The 21141-nt window shown below is 63.5% G+C and carries 18 protein-coding genes; 14 read left to right on the forward strand and 4 right to left on the reverse strand.

Going from position 1 to position 21141, the window contains the following annotated elements:
* Nucleotides 1-48: 48 nt before the first annotated feature.
* Nucleotides 49-624 carry a hypothetical protein gene (locus G3574_RS14525; RefSeq protein WP_205609788.1) on the reverse strand — a complete coding sequence of 192 codons (576 nt, stop codon included), beginning with the start codon at nt 622-624 and terminating at the stop codon, nt 49-51.
* Between the two features lie 384 nt (nt 625-1008).
* On the opposite strand from G3574_RS14525, the gene G3574_RS14530 reads away from it, so the two are divergent.
* The 6 genes from G3574_RS14530 to G3574_RS14555 all read left to right on the forward strand — a co-directional run bounded on the left by G3574_RS14530 (nt 1009) and on the right by G3574_RS14555 (nt 8458).
* A complete protein-coding gene (locus tag G3574_RS14530) occupies nt 1009-1233 on the forward strand; it encodes a hypothetical protein (protein WP_163964389.1) in 225 nt (74 codons plus the stop codon).
* A 373-nt stretch (nt 1234-1606) separates the two neighbouring features.
* Nucleotides 1607-3862 (forward strand): alpha,alpha-trehalose-phosphate synthase (UDP-forming), encoded by a 2256-nt coding sequence (locus G3574_RS14535; protein ID WP_163964391.1) that lies wholly within the window; start codon nt 1607-1609, stop codon nt 3860-3862.
* Nucleotides 3862-4674, forward strand: coding sequence for a trehalose-phosphatase (otsB, locus tag G3574_RS14540; protein ID WP_163964400.1), 813 nt, complete (start codon nt 3862-3864; stop codon nt 4672-4674). Before G3574_RS14535 ends, otsB begins: the two co-directional genes overlap by 1 nt.
* 55 nt (nt 4675-4729) lie before the next feature.
* Nucleotides 4730-6523, forward strand: coding sequence for a glycoside hydrolase family 15 protein (locus G3574_RS14545; RefSeq protein WP_163964402.1), 1794 nt, complete (start codon nt 4730-4732; stop codon nt 6521-6523).
* Nucleotides 6524-6536: 13 nt separating this feature from the next.
* Entirely contained in the window at nt 6537-7523 is a 987-nt protein-coding gene (locus G3574_RS14550; protein ID WP_235953443.1) for an ROK family protein, read from the forward strand.
* Between the two features lie 92 nt (nt 7524-7615).
* Nucleotides 7616-8458 (forward strand): 2OG-Fe(II) oxygenase, encoded by an 843-nt coding sequence (locus G3574_RS14555; protein ID WP_235953445.1) that lies wholly within the window; start codon nt 7616-7618, stop codon nt 8456-8458.
* Nucleotides 8459-8509: 51 nt separating this feature from the next.
* Here the strand turns inward: G3574_RS14555 and G3574_RS14560 are convergent, their stop codons facing one another.
* Complete coding sequence (locus G3574_RS14560; RefSeq protein WP_163964404.1) at nt 8510-9664, reverse strand: glycosyltransferase family 4 protein; 1155 nt, start codon at nt 9662-9664, stop codon at nt 8510-8512.
* 705 nt (nt 9665-10369) lie between these two features.
* Here G3574_RS14560 and G3574_RS14565 point away from each other — a divergent pair.
* Complete coding sequence (locus G3574_RS14565; RefSeq protein ID WP_163964406.1) at nt 10370-11296, forward strand: D-alanyl-D-alanine carboxypeptidase family protein; 927 nt, start codon at nt 10370-10372, stop codon at nt 11294-11296.
* 146 nt (nt 11297-11442) lie between these two features.
* Complete coding sequence (locus tag G3574_RS14570) at nt 11443-12624, forward strand: serine hydrolase domain-containing protein (RefSeq protein ID WP_163964408.1); 1182 nt, start codon at nt 11443-11445, stop codon at nt 12622-12624.
* Between the two features lie 3 nt (nt 12625-12627).
* Here the strand turns inward: G3574_RS14570 and G3574_RS14575 are convergent, their stop codons facing one another.
* Complete coding sequence (locus G3574_RS14575; protein ID WP_163964410.1) at nt 12628-13560, reverse strand: LysR family transcriptional regulator; 933 nt, start codon at nt 13558-13560, stop codon at nt 12628-12630.
* Nucleotides 13561-13660: 100 nt separating this feature from the next.
* Between G3574_RS14575 and G3574_RS14580 the strand changes: the two genes are divergently transcribed.
* From G3574_RS14580 to G3574_RS14590, 3 genes are all read left to right on the forward strand, one after another.
* Complete coding sequence (locus tag G3574_RS14580; RefSeq protein WP_163964412.1) at nt 13661-14281, forward strand: FMN-dependent NADH-azoreductase; 621 nt, start codon at nt 13661-13663, stop codon at nt 14279-14281.
* A gap of 50 nt (nt 14282-14331) precedes the next feature.
* On the forward strand, nt 14332-15210 hold the full coding sequence (locus tag G3574_RS14585; RefSeq protein WP_163964414.1) for a pirin family protein: 879 nt from the start codon (nt 14332-14334) through the stop codon (nt 15208-15210).
* Nucleotides 15211-15314: 104 nt separating this feature from the next.
* Complete coding sequence (locus tag G3574_RS14590) at nt 15315-16547, forward strand: MFS transporter (protein ID WP_163964415.1); 1233 nt, start codon at nt 15315-15317, stop codon at nt 16545-16547.
* Here the strand turns inward: G3574_RS14590 and G3574_RS14595 are convergent.
* A complete protein-coding gene (locus G3574_RS14595) occupies nt 16501-17178 on the reverse strand; it encodes a YitT family protein (protein WP_328804790.1) in 678 nt (225 codons plus the stop codon). The two genes, G3574_RS14590 and G3574_RS14595, sit on opposite strands and share 47 nt — an antisense overlap.
* A 177-nt stretch (nt 17179-17355) precedes the next feature.
* On the opposite strand from G3574_RS14595, the gene G3574_RS14600 reads away from it, so the two are divergent.
* From G3574_RS14600 to G3574_RS14610, 3 genes are all read left to right on the forward strand, one after another.
* Entirely contained in the window at nt 17356-19347 is a 1992-nt protein-coding gene (locus tag G3574_RS14600) for an acetoacetate--CoA ligase (RefSeq protein WP_163964416.1), read from the forward strand.
* A 17-nt stretch (nt 19348-19364) separates the two neighbouring features.
* Nucleotides 19365-19625 (forward strand): hypothetical protein, encoded by a 261-nt coding sequence (locus tag G3574_RS14605; RefSeq protein ID WP_163964417.1) that lies wholly within the window; start codon nt 19365-19367, stop codon nt 19623-19625.
* A 352-nt stretch (nt 19626-19977) separates the two neighbouring features.
* The gene (locus tag G3574_RS14610; protein WP_407941674.1) at nt 19978-20853 is read left to right on the forward strand and encodes an amino acid ABC transporter substrate-binding protein; all 876 of its coding nucleotides are present in this window, start codon (nt 19978-19980) and stop codon (nt 20851-20853) included.
* Nucleotides 20854-21141 lie beyond the last annotated feature (288 nt).

Here is a 21141-nt window from a genome sequence, read left to right on the forward strand (position 1 = left end):
CTGTCTAAACACGACCTTCAGCGATTTGTTGGAGCGACAACTCACCAATCAGCAATCAGGAGAAAGCATGAAGACATTACGCATGACGGTCATCGTGGCAATGCTTGGCATATCCAGCCTAGCCCTTGCACAAAGCGCGGGCAGCGGCTCCAGCACCAGCGGCAGTACCGGCGCAAGCTCCGACATGTCCTCCAGCGGCGCGGACAAGAGCACCTCCACTGAAAAGAAGGCGAAGAAGGCAAAGAAGAGCCACTCGGACACCACCTCCGGAAGCAGCGGCACGAAAGGCAGCTCGAGTTCCGGACGTGAATCCTCCTCAGGCTCTTCCGGCATGACCGGTTCTGGCGACAGCTCGGGCAGCTCCAGCGGCGCCGGCAGCTCGGGATCGTCGGGCATGAGCGGCTCAAGTGGATCGAGCGGCTCCAGCGGATCAAGTGGATCGAGCGGCTCCAGCGGATCAAGCGGCTCCAGCGGATCAAGCGGCTCCAGCGGATCAAGTGGCGCCAGCGGCTCCGGGTCGTCGAGCATGGGTGGCAGCAGCGGCTCTTCCAGCACCATGGGCTCTCCCAGCTCTTCCGGGACGTCGGGCACTACCGGCTCATCGGGTTCTTCTACCACGAACAAGTAAGCTCCCACCCTACCGCCTTCCTGCCGGTCTTTCCCGCCGGGAAGGCGCCCGTCTTTCCTCGATGACAGTTCCCTTCCTGTTTGACATTGCTCAGCAGGTTTCCTGAATTCATCGTGTCAAATAAGCATGAGCCAGGCTGGTATGTAAATTGCCTGCTTTCTTCGGCGTCATGCTTGTCCGTCTGATAAACGTCCCCATCTATTCCTCGGCACCTGAACGCGCGGCCTAGGCCGCGGGCACGTATCGGAAATGCCACCCATGACGTCGGCAGGCGCGTCCCGGTATCCCCGCGACGCGCGGATCGGATGCTGTCCGCACAAGCGGACACGTCCGGTCACAACCAACGGGAGAGATCCACCGTTTCACTATTGGAGAATTACATGCAGACCCTGAGTTATAAAGTAGGGCAATGGCGCGCCGAAGCGCAACTGGAGGAACTGGAAACCGGCAAGTTGATGGCAATCATCTCGGTGTCGGATGAGAAGCAGAGCCAGCGGGAACAGTCCCGCCACACCGTCGTGTTCGACCATGATGCCGGCATGGACAAGACACTTGAAACCGAAGTGTTGGTCAACCGCATTCTGCGCCACCACTACAAGATGTAGACCGGAGCGTTCAACGAGAGTACCGGATTCCCATCATTTTCAGGAAGCAACCAGACTGACGGATCCGGTATTCTCCCTGCCTACACTGCACTGACCGAGAACCCGCGCGGACAACATTTTCAACCATCAGATGCCTGCCGCAATGGCGCCGGCAAAGTGCGCTACGCACTGGCAGCAGCGTTCTCTTCTACGGAGAATCAACAGGCTGCGGACCCGCCGGAACTATCCGCCATCCGCACGATCTTTTTGTTTGGCTAGAAATACAACTCTTGCAAGCGAACCGATTGCACTTCGGCGAACCGGCCGGCGAGCGCGCACGCGACGCGCGCCCGCCAGTTCTTCCGCAATCGACGCAAATTACTAAAAGGAAAGCATGCAGTCCAGGTTCCTCAGCCTCTCTCTCAGATTCATCCTGCCCCTGGCACTCGTACTCGGGCTCTCCGCCTTTGTCGTCGTTCCGCTCGTGGATGACCTTACCCTGCGCTGGTTCATGCGCGACCTCGACGCCCGTTCGCAGTCCCTCGCCAACGCGCTGAAGGAGCCGATGGCGGAATACCTCCCGGCAAAGTCGGAAAGACGGATCATGCAGCTGTTCGACAGGGCGCTGCAGGACGAACGCCTCTATGCGATGGCATTCTGCAGCCCGACCGGCGAACTTCTCTACAAGACGCGGACGTATTCCGATGCGCTCGGCTGCGGGCTCGGCGTCGACAAGGCGGCGAAACGCCCGGCGCTGATCAATCTCCCGGAAGGCCCCGTGCATGTGACGGACAGCCCGGTGGAAGTGGATTCGCAGTATTTCGGCCGCCTCATCCTCGTGCACGACATGAGCTTCATCGAGCGCCGCAGCGCGGACACCAAGCGCTACATCATCACCATGTTCGCGGTGCTCGGCATCATCATTTCCCTCATCACGGTATTCGTCGCGCACTTGAGCTGGCGAAACTGGCTGCAGGCGATGAAAGGGATGCTGCGCGGCGAGCTCGGGCCGAGGCCGCTGCACAAGAATACGTCGCAGGACGTCATGCCGCTCGAAGGCGATCTGCGGGCGCTGCTGCATGAAATCACGCTCGAGCGCCGCACCCGCGAGGACGCCACGTATTCCTGGACGCCGGAAAAGCTGCGGACCCTGCTGCACGAAGAATTGGCGGGCGATGAAATCATCGTGGTCTCGAATCGCGAACCCTACATGCATGCCCGAACCGGCAAGGGGATCGAGGTGCAGCGTCCTGCGAGCGGCCTGGTCACCGCGGTCGAACCGGTGATGCGCGCCTGCTCCGGCACCTGGGTCGCGCATGGCAGCGGCTCGGCGGACCGCGACACCGTCGACCGCAACGACCGCGTGCCGGTGCCGCCCACCAATCCGAGCTATACCTTGCGGCGCGTCTGGCTGACCAAGGAAGAAGAGCAGGGCTACTACTACGGTTTCGCCAACGAAGGCTTGTGGCCGCTGTGCCACATTGCCCATGTGCGACCGGTGTTCCGGTCCAGCGACTGGGAGCAGTACGTGGAAGTCAACCAGCGTTTCGCCGACGCGGTCATCAAGGAAGCGCGCACCGACGACCCTGTCGTGCTGGTGCAGGACTACCATTTCGCCTTGCTGCCTCGCATGGTGCGGGAAGTGCTGCCCAAGGCGACGATCATTACCTTCTGGCACATCCCCTGGCCTAACCCCGAGTCCTTCGGCATCTGCCCCTGGCGGGAAGAGCTTCTCGAAGGTTTGCTGGGCAGCACCATCCTCGGCTTCCACACGCCTTTCCATTGCAAGAACTTCCTGGAAACGGTGGATCGTTACCTCGAGACGCGCATCGAGCACGAGGCATCGACGATCTCCTATGGCGGCAAGCTCACCCAGGTGGAAAGCTATCCGATCTCGATCGCCTGGCCGGAAAGCAGCCCCGAACGCCCGAGCGTGGCCGACTGCCGTGCGCAAATCCGGCAGGAACTCGGACTAAGCGCGGATCACCTGCTCGGCATCGGCGTCGACCGGCTCGACTATACCAAGGGCATCGTCGAACGCTTCCAGGCCGTGGAGCGCATGCTGGAGATGTACCCGGCCCTGGTCGGACGCTTCACCATGGTCCAGATCGCCGCGCCCACCCGCTCTTCGCTGGATGAGTACCAGAACTTCGAGGCGCGCGTGCGCAGCCTCGTCCAGCGCATCAACAACCGCTTCGGCAACGGCAGCTACCAGCCGGTCATCCTGAAGGCGGAACACCATAGTTCCGAACAGGTCGATCGCTACTACCGCGCGGCCGACGTCTGCCTCGTCACCAGCCTGCATGACGGCATGAACCTGGTTGCCAAGGAGTTCATCGCTTCCCGCGACGACGAACGCGGCGTGCTTATCCTCAGCCAGTTCACGGGCGCCGCGAGGGAACTGCACGAAGCTTTGATCATCAATCCGTACCATATCGAGCAGGGCGCGGAATCGCTGTACCGTGCGCTGACGATGCCGGAAATCGAGCAGCGCGAGCGCATGCGCAGCATGCGTTCGCTGGTGCGCGACTTCAACATCTACCGCTGGGCGGGCCGGATGCTGCTCGACGCGGCACGCTTGCGCCAGCGCGAGCGCATCTCGTCGAAGATCCGTTCCCACAGCAGGAAATCCTTGCGGCGGGTGGTCTGATGATCGATCTGCTCCATACCCCCGAGGCATCCAGGCGACTCGAGAGCATCATCCGGCCCGGCCTGCTCTGCGCCTTCGATTTCGACGGCACGCTCGCACCTATCGTGCCCCAACCCCACCTGGCGGTGCTCCCCGCCGAATTGCGTGCGCTGCTGGTGCAGGTTTCCGCGCACGCGCCGGTGGCGATCATTACCGGAAGGTCGATCGACGACATCCATCATCGCCTCGGATTCGACCCGGATTTCATCGTCGGCAACCATGGACTGGAAGGCGTTCCCGGCTGGGAGAACACCGCCGCCCAGCATGCCGAGACTTGCCAGCGCTGGAAAGCCGAACTCGAGGCCGCATTCGCGGACATGGGCGCCGATCCCGGCATCGTGATCGAAGACAAGCGCTTTTCCCTGTCGGTGCATTACCGGCAGGCAGCCAATCCCGGCGCGGCGGAACAGGCGCTCGACCGCCTGTTCACCCGGCTGCATCCCATCCCGCGCATCGTCTGGGGAAAGATGGTATTCAACCTGATGCCCGACAATGCCGGGCACAAGGGAACGGCGCTGGCGCAGCTCATGAAGGTCACCGGCGCCAGCAATGCGATCTACGTGGGGGACGACATCACCGACGAAGACGTATTCCGGCTGCGGCGCCCCGACGTGCTGTCGGTACGCATCGAGCATTCGACGGAAAGCGCGGCCGAATGCTACCTGGACAAGCCGGAAGACATGGCGCAGTTGCTGGGCGTGCTGATCGAGCGCATGCGCGCCGCGGGCGCGGCGAACTGGGTGCAGGCCCCGGCGCCGATTACGGCCGCATGACCGCATCTGCGCCTGACCACGTCCGCGCCGGCACCGCAATCAAGATGGAGCATTCATGAGTTCACTCGAGTTAGGCCTGATCGGCAATTCCCGTACCTGTGCATTGATTGACCGCCAGGCGTCCATCGTCTGGTGGTGCTATCCCTATTTCGATGGCGATCCGATCTGCTGCTCCCTGTTGCAGAACGAAGAACAGGCACAGCGTCACGGGCAGGTGGCTGTCCAGCTCGAAGGGGCGACCAGTTCCGAGCAATACTACGAGCGCAATTCCGCCATTCTCGTCACTCGCTTCCGCGACGAGGCTGGCAACGGCATCGAGGTACTCGATTTCGCGCCGCGCTTCCACCAGCATGGCCGGACCTTCGCGCCAGCGATGCTGGTGCGCATCGTGCGCCGGCTGTCCGGCCGGCCGCGCATCATGCTCAAGGTCAGGCCGGCGATCGACTACGGCACGGAGCGGGCATCGATCCGCTGCGGCGCCAACCATATCTCTTATCACGGCTCCGGCCAGTCCCTGCGCCTGACGACCGATGCCTCCATCTCGTCGGTGATGGACGAGCGCCCGTTCTTCCTGCACGAAAGCATCACCCTGCTGATGGGGCCCGACGAGACGGTGGATGGCTCCGCGCATGACGTCGGCCGCTCCTTCTACGAAAAAACCCTGAGCTATTGGCATCACTGGGTCCGCAACCTGCACATTCCCTTCGAGTGGCAGGACGTGGTCATCCGCGCGGCCATCACCCTCAAGCTCAATGCCTTCGAAGACACCGGGGCCATCGTGGCGGCGGTCACGACCTCGATCCCGGAAGCGCCGAACAGCCAGCGCAACTGGGATTATCGTTTCTGCTGGCTGCGCGATGCCTACTTCGTCGTGAACGCCCTCAACAGCCTGGGTGCGACCACGACGATGGAGCATTATCTCGACTACATCCTCAACATCATTGCCGACACGAGGGACGCGCCCTTGCAGCCGGTGTACGGCATCCGGCGCGAGGCCGAGCTCCATGAAAGCGTGGCGCCCGCTCTCGCGGGCTACCGCGGCATGGGACCGGTCCGCGTCGGCAACCTCGCGTATTTCCAGGTTCAGAACGACGTGTTCGGCGAAGCCATTCTCGCCAGCACCCAGGCCTTCTTCGACACGCGGCTGGAACGTCCTGCCGGCAAGCACATGTTTGCTGACCTCGAGCGGCTGGGCGAACAGGCGATCCGGAGCTATAACGTGCCCGATGCCGGATTGTGGGAGCTGCGCGGCACCAAGCGCGTGCACACCTTCTCAAGCATGATGTGCTGGGCCGCCTGCCACCGGCTGGGCTGCATCGCGCGCAAGCTCGGCCTGACGGACCGGGAGCAATACTGGTTCGGGCATGCCGAGACGATTCACCGCGAAATCTGCGACAAGGCCTGGAATCCGGAACTTGGCAGCTTCGTCGCCACCTTCGGCGGCGACCAGCTCGATGCCAGCCTGCTGCTCATGGCGGAATTCCAGTTCCTCGACGCGAACGATCCGCGCTTCGCCGCCACTGTCGAGACTATCGAGAAGCACCTGCGGCGCGGCGAGTTCCTCCTGCGCTACGACGAGGAAGACGATTTCGGCAGGCCGGAAACGGCCTTCCTGGTCTGCACCCTGTGGTGGATACTGGCGTTGGCCCAGATGGGCCACAAGGAGAGGGCGCGCGAGCAGTTCGCCCACGTGCTTACCAAGTGCAACCACCTCGGGTTGCTGTCGGAAGACGTGGCCACCGACACCGGCGAGCAATGGGGCAATTTTCCGCAGACCTACAGCATGGTCGGACTCATCCAGTGCGCGGCGCGCCTGAGCATACGCTGGGACAAGGCCTACAACTCATGACGAAGGAAAGAGCATGATGCCTTCCCATGTCGGCGGCATCGACATCGGCGGCACCAAGGTGGCCGCCATCGTCGCGGGCGAATCGGGCCCGCTGGCGCGACGGGTCATGCCGACGCCGAAGAGCGGCCCCATCGACACGCTTCCCGAGCAGGCGATCGCCCTGCTGAGGCAGGCTTGCCAGGATGCCGGGGTGGCGGAATCCGACCTCGGCATGGTCGGCGTCAGCTCCTGCGGGCCTTTCGTGAAGGACGGCGGCCTGATCGGCCTGGCCACGCCCAACATCTGCGGCGCGCATTCCCCCGGGCTGCCAAACGACTGGGAGGTGATTCCGCTGGAGGCGGGCCTGCGGCGGCACCTGCCGGCGGTGCGCATCGAAAACGATTGCGTGGCCGCCCTCGTTGCCGAACGCACCTTCGGCGCGGTGGTGGATGAGCCTGATTGCGTCTACGTCACCTGGAGCACCGGCATCGGCTTCGGCTTCTGCGTCGATGGCCATGTCCTGCGTGGCAAGAACGGCAATGCCGGGCATGCCGGGCACATGCTGATCAGCGAGCGGCAGGATGCGATCTGCGGCTGCGGCAACCGCGGCGACGTGGAAGGGCTGATCGCCGGGCGCAACCTCGGGGATCGGTTGGGCATGCCGACAGCGGAGCTGTTCGCCGCGGCACGCGCCGGCGACGCGGCGGCATTGGCACATGTGCACGAAGCGGCGCGCTGGTTCGGACGTGCCCTCTACGACGTCACCACCTGCCTGGATACCCGCCAGTTCGTCATCGGCGGCTCCGTCTGGCTGCACCACGGGGAATGGCTTGCGCCCTTGGTGAGCGAGGAAATCCGGCGGCACTTCCCGGCACTGACGGATGGCGTGGAGCTTCGCATGACGAAGCTCGGCAATCTCGTCGCCGACCTCGGTGCGCTATGCCTCGTGCTGCCCGACGACTGGATTTCCGCCTGGCGCGGCACCCAGCCCTGGAGCAGGCTCGCACCGTTGCCGGGCTGAGCCCGCCGGGCAAGCCTGCTTGATCGACGGAACTTTTTTCCGGGGTGTATCATCCTAGAGTCTTCTATCTTCTAACGAGCGGAAAGACCGAGATGACACTTCAATCGGCGTTGCATACCTTGCCACGCGAGTGGCAGGACTGGGTGATGCACAACCTGGAGCGTTCCTGCGAGCCTGAGGGAATGATCGACATCATGGTGCGCGATGGCCGCTTCGAGCGCCAGTTCGCCCGCGCCGCGGTCGAGGAAGCCCGGTTCGGCGCGCCGTCCACGGAGCCCGTCGCCATCCCCGACATCGACACCAGCAGCAACACCGTACAGACGCCGGACCGCAGGGTCAACGTGGTGTTTTCCCTGAAGTCCCCGCGCATCGTGGTCGTCGGCAACCTGCTCAGCGACGACGAATGCGATGCCATGCTTGCCTACACCGAGCAGAAACTCGTCCGCTCTCCCGTAGTCAGCGACACCGATGGATCCAGCGCCATGCATTCCCACCGCACCAGCCGCGGCGCCATGCTGCAGCGGGGAGAAACCGAACTCGTGGCGAGGATCGAGGCCCGCCTTGCTGCGCTGATGCAGTGGCCGGTGGAGCGCGGCGAAGGATTGCAGGTGCTGCGTTACGATCATGGCAACGAGTACCGGCCGCATTACGACTGGTTCAATACCGAGCAGCCCGGACCGCGCAAGCATCTCGAGCGCGGCGGCCAGCGCTTCGGCACCATCGTCATGTACCTGAGCGACGTGGAGAAGGGCGGAGGAACATCCTTTCCCAAGCTGGGCCTGGAAGTGCAGCCGAAGAAGGGCGGCGCGGTGTTCTTCGCCAACGTAGACCGCTATGGCGCGCCGGACGAAAACACGCTGCATGCCGGCGAGCCGGTAGTTTCCGGCGTCAAGTACATCGCCACCAAGTGGGTCCGGGAACGGCCCTACGTCTGACCCGCGCCTGACGACCCTCCAGGGCGAATGAGTAGATATCGAGGAGGCCGCTCAGGCCGCCTTGTTCAGTTGCATGGTGTGATGAGCCGCCATCGCCTGGCGGCAGGCACTGATGAATCCGCCCACCGCGTTGTCATGGTTGTATTCCGCCACGAGCCAGCGGCAGCGCGCGGAAAAGTTTGACCAGCTCGCCTGGTCGCTGAGCAGCTGCGCGGCATGGTTCGCCCAGGTCGCCACGTTGAGCTGGCAGATATACCCGTTCTCCCCATAGCGCACGAGTTCGCCCGCCGCTCCGGTCTCTGGAGTGAGGATGGATGGCGTCCCGGCAGCGCAGGCTTCGTTCACGACCACGCCCCACTGGTCGCGCAGCGCCGGATACAGCAGCAGGCGCGCGGAGCGGTAGATCGCGCCGCGGTCCTGCGCGGTCCGGAAGTCGGCGAATTCCGCCTCCACAAGTTCGTCGCGCCTGGCGACGCCGTCATGCACCCGCGATTCGAGTTCGCCGGCGCCGACAAGCAGCACCTTGAGCTTGCGCTGCAGCAGCCGCGCGGTTTCGGCAGCCACGTTGAGCACGAACATGGGGTTCTCGACCTCGCTCATCTGGCCGCAGAAGATCAGGTCGAAAGGGCGCTCTTCGCTGGCGCCGGAGCGCGGCGCATAAGCGTCGTTGTCGACCGCGATGCAAGAACGGAAACACCTCGACGCGGGGATGCCGAAGCTCTCGAACAGGCGCTGCCCACCCATGCTGGACGCCACGAAGCTGGCGCTGCGCGCATAGACGAATTCGCGGAGTCCATGCCGCAGGCGGCCCAAGGACTGTTCGGTGGCATAGTTCGCCTCGGTCATCGCGACATGGGGAATATGCCGGAGGCAAGCCTGCCCGAACGCCATCAGCTGGACGGGATGGAAGCCGTTGGTGACGATGGCATCCGGCTGGAACGAATGCAGGAAGCGATTCACTCCGCCGGGCAGCAGGCTGACCTGCAGCAGCGAACCCGGCGGCTGCCCGTCCGGCGAGGCTTGCATCTTCTCGCGCGGCCTGGGAAACGCGGCTGACGACAGATGAAGCAGGCGGCCGCGCGTCTCACGCTGCCCGCACACGACTGCCTGGATCTCGAATCCCGGCACGCGCATCAGCCTTTCCAGGAATTGCAGGCGATGCGCCGGCAATTCGTTCATCACGAAGGCGACCTTCTGAACACGCATTCTTGAGTTCCTCTTACCCTTGTTCGCCTCGTCTGGTTCAAACCCTGCGGCTGCGCGCGCCGGAGGCAGCCAAGCCAGGCAACGATTGCCTGGCGTGCGGCTTGAACGTATAGAGGACAAGCTTTTCCGGATGGGCGGGGCGGCGATGCGCGCGGTCACGATGGGGTGTGAGGCGGTCGGCGCCATGCCGAAGGCTGCTTGCAAGCCTTGAAAACGCAAGGATCATGCCGGATGGGGAAGGCCGATGCGCGTCGCGCCGCACCGACACCGACGCGGTGTTGAATGCCGATGGCAATGACGCGTTCAACTGGCCCACCATGTTCGTCCCCCCGGATTTGACGTCATGCACGACGTATTCATGCCTCTGTGTTTATGAGGATTGGATGATGGGCCAGTGAAAAGTTCAGCCCCTTCCGGCGGCATGGCAGGGTTCATTGTGCGAGGACAAAAAGCCTTCAACTCCCGCCTTCGGGAGGGAACGCGGGGACGTATTGCCGTCCGCACGCCCTGCGTCGCCGGGTTGACGGTTCATTCCGTGCCCCCGGTCGCCCCGGAGGGAACGATCAGCTTGACGGCTTGAAAACTGTTCAAGGCGCGGCTGCAACATTTTGAAAAAATTTCGTCATCGGATGGACAAGGAGCAACGTTGTTCTCGGCTAACGCGCTATCATTAATTCCGCAGAACAACTTTTCCCCGGACCCACCATGTTCAAAAAAACGCTAGCCGCGCTGCTCCTGAGCTACGCAGCGGCAGTCCAGGCGCTTCCGTTCAGTTCCCAGCATGCCCTCGTGTTCGAAGAGGAGTCGGGCCAGGTGCTGCTGGAAAAAAACGCCAACGACATCGTGCCCATCGCTTCCCTGACGAAGCTCATGACCGCCATGGTCGTCCTCGACGCCAAGCCGGACATGAACGAACTCATTTCCATCGATGAAAGCGACGTCGATACCCTCAAGTTCAGTTCCTCCCGCGTTCCGGTCGGCACCATGCTCCCGCGCAGCGCCATTCTCCACCTCGCCCTCATGTCCTCCGACAACCGCGCCGCATCGGCGCTGGCCCGGACCTATCCGGGCGGTCGCGCCGCCTTCGTCGCGGCGGTGCGCGAGAAGCTGACCGTGCTCGGCATGCACAGCACCACCATCGAGGAGCCCACCGGCCTGTCGCCGCACAACCGGTCGTCTGCCGCCGACCTGCTGAAGATGGCAGCCGCCGCCTCGAATTACCCGGAAATCACGCACTACACCACCGAAACGGGCGAAGTCTTCGACATGAACGGCCGCCCGGTCGAGTACCACAACACCAACCGCCTCGTCGGCAAGCAGGGCTGGGACATCCTGCTGTCCAAGACCGGCTTCACCAGCGAAGCCGGGCGCTGCCTGATCATGCGCATGCAGTCCGCCGGCAAGCACCTGATCGTCGTGCTGCTGAACGCCAAGGCGACCGCCGCGCGCGTGGTCGACGCGGAAAACATCCAGCGCTACGTCAGCGGCCAGCCGCTGATCATGGCCCAGGCGGCGCCCGCCGGGAAGCACGCTTCTGCCAAGATGCGCAGCCACCATGCGCAGCGCCACGCGCACATCGTGCTGGTCAAGGGCAAGGCTGCCAAGCCTGCAAAGAAGCGCCGCACGGTCTGATCGGCGCCGGATGGCGAGAAGGCGGCCTGCGGGCCGCCTTTTTCATTTGGGCTGCCTTTTCATTCAGGCTGCCTATCAGGGCCGATCCTGGCCTCGCCGCAAATTGGTTTAGAATCTAACGCCCGTTCGTTTCCAAATTGCCTCCCATGACTCTCGCCTCCGGCTTCGATGCCTCCCGACTCGACCTTCTGACCCGGCGCTTCCAGGAAGACATCGCCGCCGGACGCATTCCCGGCGCCGCGATGCTGATCCACCGTCATGGACGGACCGTGTACGACGAGGCGCTCGGCGTGCAGGATCCGGCGAGCGGCAAGCCCCTGGCCAAGGACACGATCTTCCGCATCTATTCCATGACCAAGCCGGTGGTTTCCGTGGCCATCATGAAGCTGGCAGAGCAGGGACGTCTGATGATCAGCGATCCGATCAGCCGCTTCCTGCCCGAGCTGGGCGAACTGGCGGTCGGCGTGGAAAAGCGCCAGGGCGCGCAGACCGTGCTGGCACTGGAACCCGCGGTCCGTCCGGTCACCATCCAGGACCTGCTGCGCCACACCTCGGGATTCACCTACGGCATCTTCGGCGATTCACTGGTGAAGACGGCGTACCGAGACGCCGGCGTCGGCCGCATGCGCGCCAGCAACGACGAGTTCATCCGCACCTTGGCGGGCCTGCCTCTGGCCTACCAGCCGGGTACGGTCTGGGAGTACAGCGTATCGACGGACGTGCTTGGCGTGATCCTGGAGCGTGCGCATGGCAAGCCGCTGGACGAGGTGCTCAAGCAGGAGATCTTCGACCCGCTCGGCATGACCGATACCGATTTCTGGGTCACGCCGGATCGCTTCCCGCGCCTCGCGCAAGCCTTCGATACCGACCCGGTCACCGGGGTCGCCGTCAAGCTCAATGGCATGGAACAGCGGCCGAACTTCCTGTCGGGCGGCGGCGGGCTCGCCTCGACCATGTCCGACTACCTGAAGTTCGCGCGCATGCTGATGCAAGGCGGCGAACTGGATGGCGTGCGCATCATTGGCCGCAAGACCCTGGCGTGGATGACCAGCGACCACCTTGGCGACCTGCCCGCGGCGCGCACCGGCGCCAACTACCTGCCGGGTCCGGGCTATGGCTTCGGCCTGGGCTTCGCGGTCCGGCTCGGCGAGGGCGGGGCGGTTCTCCCCGGCAGCACCGGCGACTTCACCTGGAGCGGCCTGGCCGGCACCTATTTCTGGATCGATCCGCGGGAAGACCTGCTGGCGATTCTCCTCATGCAGGCGCCTGAGCAGCGCACCTACTACCGGCAGATGTTCCGGGGCCTGGTGTACGGCGCGCTCGACTGATCTTCACTGCGCCTCCTGGCCTGATTCCGCGCGATGCGCTTCGCAGGCGGTGTTGGTCCGTTCCATCAGGATGTCCGCCAGGCGCAGCGTGCCCGGGCCGGCCGCATCCGGATCGGCGAGGATCAGGTAAAGCTCGAGAAAGCGCTCTCCGCCTTCCTTCAGCGGCAACGCCTTGAGGCTGCCTTCAGCCAGTTCGTTGCGGATCTTGTCAACTGGGAACCAGGCAAAGCCGTGGCCGAGCTTGACCGCTTCGATGGAAGTCGCGCTGTGGCTCACGGTCCAGCGCTGGCTAGCGTCCAGCGGCAAGACATTGGACTTGCGGCTCGACCCCGATTCTCTCACCACCAGGTGCCGCTGCTGGCGAAGGTCGTCCATGCCCAGTGGCCGGCCGAGCCGGTGCAAGGCGTGGTCCGGGCTCGCCACCGGAACCGCCCGCAGCCTGATCAGGGGCTGTCCGAGAAATCCGGGCGGAACCTGGCCGGCGATCGCCAGATCCGCGACACCCATGCTCAGGGCCTCGGTGGTGCCGTTGAGGACCGATTCATACAACTCGATCCGGGTATGCGGGCTTTCCGCGCCGAATCGGGCCAGGCAATCGAGCAGCAGCCAGGTCGGATACAGGATTTCCACCGCGATGCGGATCTCTGCCTCCCAGCCGGCGGAAAGCCGGCCAGCCGCCCGTTCCAGCGCAAGCGAGTCGTCGAGCAGGCCTTTTGCGCGGCGATAGAGAAATCGTCCGGTAGCGGTCAGCATGGCCTTCCGCCCTTGCATCTCGAATACCTTGATCCCGAGCTGGCTTTCTATCTTTTGCACCGCATAGGTCACGGAAGACTGGCTCTTGTGCAGGGCGTCTGCCGCCTGCGCATAGCCGCCCATGTCGACCACCGTGACCAGCGTGCGCCACTGCTCCAGCGTGATGTGATTGATGTCCGACATATATCTATCTATCCGATATTTAACACCGAAATATTGTACTTTTTTATCGTCTGAATAAATAGTTTAATAGCTCTACCGACACCTCACGTGGAGCAAAAAAATGAAAACCCTGCTGCAACTGAATTCCAGCCTGTTTTCCGCCAATGGCCAATCCAGCCGCCTGGCCGACAGTTTCGTCAGCCGGTTCAAGGCAGGCAACCCGGAAACGCGCGTCATCACCCGTGACCTGGCCGCCGACCCCATTCCTCACCTGGATGCCGAACGTTTCGGCGCCTTCCTGTCCAAGCCGGAAGACCGCACCCCGGAACAGCAAGCCGTCGTCGGATTCTCCGACGCGCTGATCGACGAACTGCGCGAAGCCGACGTGATCGTCCTTGGCCTGCCGCTCTATAATTTCGGCGTGCCTTCCCAGCTCAAGGCGTATTTCGACCACGTGGCTCGCGCCGGCGTGACCTTCCGCTATACCGAGAACGGCCCGGTCGGCCTGCTCAAGGGAAAGAAGGCATATGTCTTTGCCGCGCGGGGCGGCCTGTATGCGGGCACGGCGCGCGATACCCAGACCGGCTACGTGCGTGATTTCCTGCGCTTCATCGGCATCGACGACGTCGAATTCGTCTACGCCGAAGGCCTCTCGATGGGAGACGCCAGCAAGGAAGCCGCGCTGGGCAAGGCCGAAACTGCCATCCAGCAGCTCGTTACCCCGTTGCGCGCCGCCGCCTGAAAAGTCACTAGGCTACTCACCAACATCGACGAAAGGACCAGGAGCACATCATGGACACGAACCGGCAAGCGCGCCAGCTGCAACGCATCATCGATGCCATGGAAACTTCCGATGGCGCCGGCGTCAGGCTGCGCCGCAGCCTTGGCCGCGGCCAGGGCACGCGCCTGGATCCTTTCCTGATGCTCGATGAATTCTCCTCCGACAATCCGGACGATTACGTCGCCGGCTTTCCTTCGCATCCGCATCGCGGCTTCGAAACCGTGACCTACATGCTCGACGGTCACATGCGGCACCAGGACCATCTGGGCAACACCGGGGACCTCAAGAGCGGCGGCGTGCAGTGGATGACGGCCGGGCGCGGCATCATCCACTCGGAAATGCCCCAGCAGGAACAAGGACGCATGCGCGGATTCCAGCTTTGGATCAACCTGCCCGCCGCGGAAAAGATGAAGCCGGCGGGGTATCGCGACATCCAGCCGGAAGACATCCCGGTGGCCGATCTGCCGCAGGGCGGGAAGGTCAAGGTGATCGCCGGCAGCATCGACCTCGATGGCATGAAAGTCGACGGTCCGATACTCGGCCTGTCGACCGATCCGGTCTACCTGGACGTGCATCTTCCGGCTGGCGGCCGCTTCTCGACGCCGGTCCGGCGCGGCCACCACGCCTTCCTGTATGCCTACGAAGGGCGTCTCGCGATAGGCGAGGGCGCCGACGCGAGGCCGTTGAAGACCCAGGCGGCGGGCGTGCTTTCCGATGGCGACGTGGTGCATGTCGGCGCGGATGGCGGGCCGGCGCGCTTCATCCTGCTCGCGGGGCGGCCGCTCAACGAGCCGGTGGCGCAATATGGCCCCTTCGTGATGAACACGCCGGCGGAGATCGAACAAGCAATCATCGACTTCCAGTCGGGACGGTTCGCGCAACCCGCCTGAACCGGTGAAACGGAGCTTGCCGGGACGCACCGGCAAGCCTTCCGCGGCGGGGCTACAATGAGGACCTGCCCCACGGGTAAATAACAAGATCCAAGGTCCTCCCCATGTCGCAAGCTTCCGCCGCCTTGCCGGCCATACCGCGCTCGGCGGTGCCGGTGCTTTCCATCGCTGCCTTCGCCAGCGGCATTTCCCTTCGCGTGACCGACCCCTTGCTGCCCCAGCTCGCGCGCGAGTTCGGCGTCAGCCTGGGCAATGCCTCCTACGTCATCACCTTCTTCGCGATCGCCTACGGGTTGTCGCAGCTTTTCTTCGGCCCGCTGGGCGATCGATACGGCAAGTACTTCGTGGTCGGCGGAGGCAGCATCGCCTGCGCCGCGACCGCAACGCTCTGCGGGCTGGTTCCCAGCTTCCCGATGCTGCTCCTGGCCCGGCTGCTTGCCGGCGCCACCTGCGCGTCCATCATTCCCTTGTCGATGGCCTGGATCGGCGACGTCGTGCCGTATGAGGAACGGCAGCCCGTCCTGGCGCGCTTCCTCATCGGTCAGATCCTCGGCTTGTCCACCGGCGTCATGGTCGGCGGTTATGCGGCGGACAAGCTCAGCTGGCGGCTTCCCTTCTTCGGCGTGGCAATGATCTTCCTGATGGTGGGCTTGGTCGCCCTGCGCCTCAACCGCCGCCTCCCGGAGCATGCGCGCCTGACCCGGCGCGCGGAAGGCAATGCGGCGCAGCGGCTGGTTTCGGAATTCCGGCAAGTACTGGCCAAGCCCTGGGCGCGGGTGGTGCTCGGCACGGTGTTCCTCGAAGGTGCCTTCCTTTACGGCGGCTTTGCCTTCATCGCATCGCATGTGCACCAGCGCTTCGACCTCTCGCTCAGCGCTGCCGGCGCGCTGGTGATGCTGTTCGGCTTCGGCGGCTTCCTGTTCGCGCTGGCTTCGCGCCGCCTCGTGCAACACCTCGGGGAATTCGGGCTGGCGACGGGCGGCGGCATCTGCATGGCCGCGGCGCTCATTAGCATCGGCCTGGCGCCGGAATGGTGGTGGGGAATTCCCGGCTGCTTCGCGGCCGGACTCGGCTTCTACATGCTGCACAACACCCTGCAGACGAATGCCACCCAGATGGCGCCGGAGCGCCGGGGAGCAGCCGTTTCCGCATTCGCCTCGAGCTTTTTCCTCGGGCAATCAGTGGGCGTGGCCGTGGCGGGCATGCTGGTGGAACGCATGGGCACCTCGTGGGTGATCGCCGCCGGTGGCCTTGGCGTGCTGGTCGTCGCGATGCAATTCGCGCGCCGGCTCAGGAAGTCGCATAGCGCCCGGGACGGTGGTTCACCGCGAGCGTGAGGTTCAGGACGGCCGCGCCGACCAGTGAGATCGCCACTGACCGCAGCGTAATGACCGGGATCGATGCCATCAGGATGATCGCGTCCAGGATAAGCTGGGTCAGGCCCGCCCTGATGCCGAAGCGCTCCTGCAGGTAGAGCACGAAGACATTGAAACCGCCGAGGCTGGCGCGGTGCCTGAAGAGGGCCAGCAGGCCTACACCGGCCAGCAGGCCGCCCATCGTGGCCGCGTACACCGGCTCTATCCGGTCGAGCCGGATCATCTGCGGCATCCATTCCGAGAACAATGCCATCAACGAGATCGCTGCCATGGTCTTGAGCGTGAACGTCCAGCCCAGCTTCTTGACGGCAAGGTAGTAGAAGGGAAGGTTGAGGCAAAAGAAGAGAGCGCCGAAGGGCAGGCCGCTGTAGTAGTGCAGCAGGAAGGCGAGGCCCACCGTGCCGCCGGTCATCAGCCGCGCCTGGCCGAGCAGCGTCACCCCGAGCGCGACCAGCAATGCGCCGCTGACCAGGGCCTGGAGATCATCGAACAGCGTATGCCGAGGCGCCGTCTTCGGCTTGGAAGGCTGGGTAGCGGCAGACCCATTTCTGGAGAGCGCGTTCATCGTCATGTAGAGAGGGGAAATGCGCACAGGGTAGCGCAGACCCGGCATCAAAAAAATTGATCGAGGTCAAGAATCTCCAAGCCATCCGGCGCTTCGCGCATTCCGGACGGCGTCCGGGCTCGCGAGACTTGAGCGGCGGCGGGCGAAGCCGGCGAAAGCGGGTTAACATGAAGTGAAACACAACCATGACGACAGGAGACAGTCTTGAACGACGCTGCAAACGCACCGCTTTGGTCACCCACTCCGGAACAGATTGCCCGCAGCCGGATACATGATTTCATGCAATGGCTGGAGGTCCGCAAGGGATTGCGTTTCGACGACTACAACGCGCTGTGGCAATGGTCGGTCGATGAACTGTCCGCCTTCTGGGAATGCGTCTGGCAGTACTTCGACGTGAAAAGCTCGGCGCCCTACACGCGCGTGCTCGATGCCGAGCGCATGCCCGGCGCGACATGGTTCGAGGGTGCGCGGCTGAACCTTGCCGAGCAGGTGTTCCGCTTCCACGAAGGCCAGTCCGATGCCGACGCGCCGGCGATCATCGCGAAGTCGGAGACCCGGCCCTTGTCGACCATGACGTGGGGCGAGATGAAGCGTCAGATCGCCTCGGTGGCGGCCACGCTCAGGGACATGGGCGTCGAGCCCGGCGACCGCGTCGTTTCCTACATGCCGAACATTCCTGAGACGGTGATCGCTTTCTATGCCTGCGCCAGCATCGGCGCGGTCTGGTCGAGCTGCTCTCCCGACATGGGCACGCCGAGCGTGCTCGACCGCTTCGGCCAGATCGCGCCCAAGGTCTTGTTCGCGGTGGACGGCTACCGCTATGGCGGCAAGGATTTCGACCGCAAGGAAGTCGTTGCCAGCCTTGCTCAGGCGCTGCCGAGCGTGAAGCACATCGTGCTGCTTCCTTACCTCGATGCCGGGGCGCGCATCGACGGTGCCATTCCCTGGGCGGAAACCATCGGCCGCGAGGCGGTGCCGGCATTCGAGCAGCTTCCCTTCGATCATCCCTTGTGGATCGTCTATTCCTCCGGAACGACGGGCATGCCCAAGCCCATCGTCCATGGCCATGGCGGCGTCCTGCTGGAAGGCCTGAAGGGGCATTGCCTTCAGCTCGACATGGGCGAGGACGACCGATTCATGTGGTTCACCACCACTGGCTGGATCATGTGGAATTCCCAGGTCACGGGCCTGCTGACCGGCTCGGCGATCGCCATCTACGACGGCAATCCCGGCTATCCGGACCTCTCCTGCCTGTGGCGGTTCGCCGAGGAAGCGAAGCTGACGATGTTCGGCGCGGGAGCCGCCTATTTCGGCAACTGCATGAAGGCGAACATCCGCCCGAAGGAATGGGTAGATACCGGCCGGCTGCGCGCCATCGGGTCCACCGGGTCGCCGCTGCCGGCGGAAGCCTTCCACTGGGTCTACGAGGAAATCGGCCAGCATGTTCTGCTGGCCTCGATCAGCGGCGGCACCGACATCGCGGCTTCCTTCGTCGGCGCCTCACCGATCGTGCCGCTCCATGCCGGCGAGATGCAGTGCCGCGGGCTGGGCATCGCGGTGTATGCGGTCGATGAACAGGGCAGGGCGCTGGTGGATGAAGTGGGAGAGCTGGTCGTGACCAAGCCCATGCCGTCCATGCCCCTTTACTTCTGGAACGATCCGGAGGGCCGGCGCTACCGCGAAAGCTACTTCGACACCTATCCCGGCTGGTGGCGACATGGCGACTGGCTCCGCATCACCCCCCGCGGCGGCGCGGTGATCTACGGACGCTCGGACACCACCATCAACCGCCACGGAATCCGCATGGGAACCAGCGAGATCTACCGGGTGGTGGAAAACCTGCCGGAGGTGCTGGACAGCTTGGTGGTGGACCTCGAATATCTCGGGCGGGAATCGTACATGCCGCTATTCGTCGTGCTGCGCCCCGGCGTGGTGCTCGACGACGCCTTGCGTACGCGGATCAATGCCGCCATCCGCGGATCGCTGTCCGCCAGGCATGTGCCGAACGACATTTTCGCGGTCAGCGAAATACCCCGGACCCTGACGGGAAAGAAAATGGAACTGCCCGTCAAAAAACTCTTGCTCGGAATGCGGGTCGATGAAGTAGCGAACCCGGATGCCATGAGCAATCCGGGCAGCCTGGCGTATTACATCGACTTCGCCGCGCAGCGGCAGGCGGCTTCCGCGCGCGGCTGACTTCTCCGGAGAGTGACATGAAACCAGGAACACAGGAACCGCAAGACTGGCAGACCGATTCGTACAAGGGCATGGAGGTGCATGTCTGCGCCTTGCGGCACGATGAAGCGCAAGGCTGGGACTATGCGGTGCGCATCGCCCAGCCGGGCGAGGATGCCAGCTACGAGAGCGAACTGGCCGCCGAGTCGGGTCATGATGCCCACTTGCCCACGCGCGAAAAGGCGTTCGAGGCGGGTTTCGCCGAGGGCTATGCGATGGTGGACCGACTCCTGCAATAGGGCGGTTTCTCAGTAAATCCTCGCATGGATTTCTGGCAAGAATATTGCTAATCTCTGCCTGCGCGCGTATTCGGGACAAGGCCATGCGACATGGTGGTGCGTCGCGAGATCCGGCCGCTGGGTTTGCTGCGGTGCGCCATGCAGGCATGGTGTCGCGCACCTGCAGACGGCAGCCGAAGCTTGGCGCTTTTTTGTACCGAATTCGTAATAATCGTTTAATATTCCGCGCATACCTTGAGCATGTGAAACTTCCTCTGCACACAGGAAAGTCACGGCGGTCCGCCGGGTTTATAACAATCCTCTACTTTATCCAGGAGAGACAATGAAACACTCCATTCTCGTTACCGCGTTGATGGTTGCGGGTCTTGCCGCCGGCGCCGCTCAGGCGCAAGATAGCGCAACCCTCAAGAAGATCAAGGAAACCGGCCAGATTACGCTCGGCGTGCGCGATTCCTCCATTCCTTTCTCCTACCTCGACGACAAGCAGTCCTACCAGGGCTATTCGATCGACCTGTGCATGAAGGTCGTGACCGCCGTGCAGAAGAGCCTTGGCCTGACCGCGTTGAACGTGAAGATGAACCCGGTGACCTCGGCGACCCGCATTCCCCTGATGGCCAACGGCACCGTGGACCTCGAGTGCGGTTCCACCACCAACAACCTCGAGCGCCAGAAGCAGGTCGGTTTTGCCCCCACGACCTTCATTACCGCCAACCGCCTGCTGGCCAAGAAGTCGTCCAACATCAAGTCGCTGGACGACATGAAGGGCAAGACCATCGTGTCGACGTCCGGCACCTCCAACATCAAGCAGATCACCCAGCTGAACACCGAGAAGAACCTCGGGATGAACATCATTGCCGCGAAGGACCATGCGGAAGCCTTCCTGATGGTCGAGACCGGCCGCGCGGTCGCGTTCGCGATGGACGACATCCTGCTGGCCTCGCTGGCCGCCAGCTCGAAGGCTCCTTCCGACTATTCGATCACGCCGGAAGCCCTGTCCGTCGAACCCTACGGCATCATGCTGCGCAAGGAAGATGCCGGCTTCAAGAAGGTGGTGGACGATGCCATCAAGAACGTGTTCAAGTCGGGCGAGATCAATCGCATTTATGCCAAGTGGTCCCAGGCGCCGATTCCTCCCAAGGGCGTGAACCTGAACTGGCCGATGAGCGAGCAGCTCAAGAAAGCCATCGCCAATCCGACCGACTCCGGCGATCCGGCAGCCTACAAGTAAACGGTCGTTGAACTACCAGCATGAGTAGCGATGAAACGGGAGGCTGGTCCTCCCGTTTCATTTCCGCTGGCTTGCACACGAGAGCGCGCGCGAGAGTACGATGAGGCGCCGGCCGCAAGCCAACGCAATGCCGCAGCGGCAACAGGACAAAAGGGAGCGCAATGAACTACAACTGGAACTGGCGGATCTTCTGGGAGCCGTCGCCGGATGGGGTGGGGACCTACCTCGACACCCTCTGGTCGGGCCTGGCCTGGACCCTGGCCACCGCCCTGAGCGCCTGGATCATGG

The sequence above is a fragment of the Noviherbaspirillum galbum genome, assembly GCF_010974945.1.
GTDB classification, from domain to species: Bacteria; Pseudomonadota; Gammaproteobacteria; order Burkholderiales; family Burkholderiaceae_D; genus Noviherbaspirillum; species Noviherbaspirillum galbum.